We start from the raw sequence: 4,490 nt of genomic DNA, 5'->3' as shown, positions 1-4,490 counted from the left end.
CGTGGGACCTACCGACGAATTTGAACTGGAGGCACGGCGATGCGGCTACCGCCGGATCGCCGGCCTCGACGAAGCAGGACGGGGCCCTCTGGCGGGGCCCGTCGTAGCGGCAGCCGTCGTGCTTCCGAGCCGCTGCCGTCTCATCGGATGCGACGATTCCAAGCAGTTGTCAGACTCCGAACGAGAAGCGCTCTATGCCGTGATTGCTGAGCGTGCCGCCGGCATCGGCATCGGGTCGGCAACGGAAGAGGAAATTGACAGACTGAATATTCTTGAAGCCACGCGTCTTGCCATGTATCGAGCGGTGGAGGCCCTTTCACCTCAGCCGGACTGTCTCTTGATCGATGCCGTGAATCTTCCCGGTTGTGGAATCTCTTCTCGTTCAATCATCAAAGGTGATGCACTGTCTCTGTCCATTGCGGCAGCTTCGATTGTCGCGAAGGTGACCAGGGATCGGCTGATGGCGGAGTATCATCGAGTCTTTCCCCACTACAACTTCCTTTCCCACAAGGGTTATGGAACAGAAGAGCATTTGAAGCAACTCGAGGCCTATGGCCCCTGTGCCATTCATCGGCGAACGTTTGCCCCTGTCGCGCGGATGATCGACGCAAGAGCACGGGCGCCAAGATTATCTGTTTGTGACCCCGATCTCCGGCGGACAATAGCGTGACAATCCTTGACCCTAGACGACTCTTTGGGCAAGAAGGAGAGAAGAAGGCTGCTCGGTATTTGCAACAAAAAGGCTATAGGATCGTGGCCAAAAATCTCCGCTCGTCTTTGGGCGAATTGGACCTGGTTGCAGAAGACGGGTCTGTACTGGTGTTCGTCGAAGTGAAGGCCCGTCAAACCGAGAAGTTCGGCGGTGCTATCTATGCCGTTCATAGGCAGAAACAGGAGAAGTTGATTCGTTTGGCCTCGCAGTATCTCGCACGGCATCATCTGACCGGTCGAATGTGTCGCTTTGATGTCGTTTTGGTGCAGGGAACGACGTGCGCTGATTCTCAGGTCGACCACATCAAGAATGCGTTCGAAGTTCCCGGTGACGATCTTCGTTGGTAGGCGGAAATGATTCAATTGATACATGTCTCGAAACAGTATGATCGAAAGCCCGCATTGTCGGACGTCACGCTGGAGATCGGGAAGGGCGAGTTCGTGCTATTGATGGGCCCAAGCGGCGCCGGAAAATCCACGTTGCTGCGAATGTTGATCGGTGCCGAACGACCCGACAGCGGTCAGGTGTTCGTGAACGGAAAGAACGTGACATCGCTGAGACCGTCAGAGATCCCGTTTCTCAGACGGAAGATCGGTTCCGTCTTTCAAGACTTCCGCCTTCTCCAGAAAAAGTCCGTGTTCGATAACGTAGCGTTGCCATTGTTGGTGCAGGGGGTGTCATCCGGTGACATCAGGCGTAAGGTCACGGAGGCCTTACGGGCTGTCGGCATCGAACACAAGCGCGATCAATTCCCTGTTAGCTTGTCGACGGGAGAACAGCAACGGGTATGTATCGCACGGGCAATCGTGAACGGACCTGTCGTGCTTTTGGCGGACGAGCCGACTGGCAACTTGGATCCCGGTCTCACGGCTGAAATCATGGAATTGTTCAAGTTGATCAACGCCCGTGGGACAACGGTTGTCGTGGCAACACATGACCCTTCGGTGATGACTCAAGTAAATCGGCGGGTCGTTACGTTACTGCAGGGTTTCCTCATGCCGGAACAGCGAGTCGGGGTATGAGAACGATCTTCTATCTTTTAAGAGAGGCCTGGGCCAACATCTGGACGAATCGCATGACTACGGCAGTGGCGATTCTTACGACGGCCTTTACGCTCGCCTGCGTGGGAATCTTCCTGTTACTTTATGTGAACTTGCGCGCGGCAGCCGGCTGGCTCCAAGATGATATCAAGATCGTGGTCTACCTCAACGACAATGCTGCCGACACAGCTGTCACAGATGTAGAGAAGCAGTTGCGCAACGATCGCGCCGTTTCGGCTCTGCAGTTTATCTCCAAAGAAAAAGCGATGGGCGAATTTAAAGAGCAGTTCCCGGAAGACGCGCATTTGCTCGAAGGGCTCGGCCAGAATCCCTTGCCCGCCTCTTTCGTCGTGAATCTCGGGCCGCCCTATCAATCACCTGAAGCCATCCAGCGATGGGCGGATCGTGTCGGGCGACTCTCCGGGGTCGCGAAAGTTGACTATAATCAAGACTGGATCGATGCCCTTTCGACTATCATACGATCAATCGAATTGGTTGCGATCGGCATCGGATTAATCCTTTCGGCGGCCGCTGTGACGATCATCGCAAACACCATCAGATTGACCCTGTTTGCCCGGCGCAATGAAATTGTCATCTTACGGTTGATCGGGGCGACCAGAACTTTTATCCGGATTCCGTATTTGCTCGAAGGTGCCGCGCTTGGAGGGATTGGAAGTGCCTTCTCGCTAGCAATGTTGAAAGGATTGTACGAATTATTCAGGCAACAGATGCAGGCGACGGGCAGGCTAAGTGGGTTGGAGGATCTCGTCATATTTTTCCCGCTTTCGATCTGTCTTGTGTTGGTAGCGGTCGGGATAGGGCTAGGGTGCGCGGGAAGTTTTGTGTCGCTCCGGCGGTTCGATGAGGTCAGAGTATGATGTGCCGTATTAAAGTGCTCACAACTGCTCTGCTGTGGACAGCCCTGCCTCTTTCGATAGCGCCGACGGTTCTAGCGGATTCGATCAGTGAGAAGATAAATAAGGAACGGAAAACACTGGAACAGCTCAAGGATCAGATCGAAGAGAAGCGCCGGAAGATGGATGAAGCGGATAAGAAGCGCGAGTCTATCTTGCAGGCGATCCAGAATTTGGATGAACGCCACATGAGGTATCGGCAGACCCATCGGGAAATCAAGAGAAAGCTGCGCAAGAAAGATCAGGAGATTGAGGCGATCAATGCCCAGATTGCTGGTTTGAAAGCTGGCGTGGAGGAGCGCCAGGAAGCGATCTTGGCACGCCTGCGCGTGCAATATATGGAGGGGCGGTTTGGCCATTGGAAATCGCTGCTGGCATCGGACTCGTACGGAGACTTCCAGCGGCGATTGCGCTATCTGTCCGCTGTTTCTGAACGGGACTATCGACTGCTCGAAACGTTTAAAAGCGATATGACCAAGATGCAAGAAGCGGAACGGCAGCGTGAAGAGGCCCGAGCCGGCATCCTGGGGTATAAGCGGACAACGGAAAAGCAATTGCAGGATATCAAGGCGGTTAAAAAAGAAAAGAAAGTCTATCTGACCAAGCTGACCAAGGAGAAGGAATCCTATGATCGAGCCCTGCAGGAATTAGAACGGTCTGCCTCACGCATCGACGGATTACTTCGCGAGTTGGAAAACAGGCGGAAGGCGGCGGCCGCCAAGCCGCTGCCCGGCGCAGTGTCTCCGCGCGGATTCAAGGGAGCACTTCCCTGGCCCGCGGACGGCAGAGTGGTTACGTTTTTTGGGAAGCAGAAGCATCCGACGTTCAATACCTACGTTCAAAGGCGCGGAATCGAAATTCAGACTGCCGAGGGGAGTGAGATCCGTGCAGTGATGCCCGGAACCGTTGTTTATGCGGACTGGTTGAAAGGGTACGGACTCGTTATAATCCTTGATCATGGAAACGGATTCTTCTCGCTCTACGCGCATGCATCCAGGATTCTCGCCGCTGTAGGGGGGCACGTGGAATCCGGCCAATCGATAGGAGAAACGGGTGACACGGGAATGACGGGCGAAAACACCTTATACTTCGAGTTACGGGAAGGGGCGGAACCGGTTGATCCCCTTCAGTGGCTGGCGAAACGATAAGAGTTGGGGAGGCGAAAGGAACACACATGATGGAACAGAACCCGCGGCGGAGATTCTGGATGTTGGGTCCGATAATCGTGGTGGCCTTGGTAGCCGGAGTCTTGATCGGGAAAGGGTGGGAACGGACCGGCCACGCCAGCGAGACCTATGAAGAATTGAGGACGTTCTCGGAGGTCTTGACTCAAGTACAGAAGAACTACGTCGACGAAACGAAGATCAAAGATCTCGTCCAGGGCGCGATTCGAGGGATGCTGGCGACTCTCGATCCTCATTCGGCCTACATGACTCCGGAAATGTACAAGGAGATGCAGGTCGAAACGAAGGGGGAATTCGGCGGAGTCGGGATTCAAATCGGGGTCAAGGACAATCATCTGGCGGTGATTGCTCCTATCGATGGGACACCGGCCCAGCGCGCGGGTATCAAGGCGGGCGACTTCATTACCAAAGTGAATGACGAGCCGACCAAAGACCTCTCGCTCATGGATGCTGTGCAGAAAATGCGTGGTCCGAAGGGAACGAAAGTGACCCTGACGATTCAGCGTGAAGGAGCTCCGGAGCCCCTCCAGTTCACCTTGGTGCGGGATACCATTAAGATTGAAAGCGTGAAATCGAAAGTTCTTGAGAACATCGGATATGTCAAGCTGACCCAATTCCAAGAGGCAACGGGCCGTGATTT

Annotated in this window: 6 protein-coding genes; all 6 read left to right on the top strand. The window is 54.5% G+C overall.

From position 1 onward, the window contains the following. On the top strand, window positions 1-670 hold a 670-nt coding region (locus ACWVCN_RS05320; RefSeq protein ID WP_455244486.1), incomplete at its 5' end, for a ribonuclease HII. Further along, window positions 667-1,059: a YraN family protein gene (locus ACWVCN_RS05315; RefSeq protein ID WP_455244485.1), complete on the top strand. Its 393-nt coding sequence runs from the start codon at window positions 667-669 to the stop codon at window positions 1,057-1,059. The genes ACWVCN_RS05320 and ACWVCN_RS05315, both read left to right, overlap by 4 nt. A 6-nt stretch (window positions 1,060-1,065) precedes the next feature. After that, window positions 1,066-1,734 carry a cell division ATP-binding protein FtsE gene (ftsE, locus tag ACWVCN_RS05310; RefSeq protein WP_455244484.1) on the top strand — a complete coding sequence of 223 codons (669 nt, stop codon included), beginning with the start codon at window positions 1,066-1,068 and terminating at the stop codon, window positions 1,732-1,734. After that, the gene (gene ftsX, locus ACWVCN_RS05305) at window positions 1,731-2,630 is read left to right on the top strand and encodes a permease-like cell division protein FtsX (RefSeq protein ID WP_455244483.1); all 900 of its coding nucleotides are present in this window, start codon (window positions 1,731-1,733) and stop codon (window positions 2,628-2,630) included. Before ftsE ends, ftsX begins: the two co-directional genes overlap by 4 nt. Continuing rightward, a complete protein-coding gene (locus ACWVCN_RS05300) occupies window positions 2,627-3,814 on the top strand; it encodes a murein hydrolase activator EnvC family protein (protein WP_455244482.1) in 1,188 nt (395 codons plus the stop codon). Before ftsX ends, ACWVCN_RS05300 begins: the two co-directional genes overlap by 4 nt. A 26-nt stretch (window positions 3,815-3,840) precedes the next feature. Further along, window positions 3,841-4,490 (top strand): S41 family peptidase (locus tag ACWVCN_RS05295; RefSeq protein ID WP_455244481.1); only part of this gene is annotated, 650 nt, incomplete at its 3' end.

Source organism: Petrachloros mirabilis (assembly GCF_975968855.1).
This window is presented reverse-complemented; position numbering and strand designations above follow the sequence as displayed.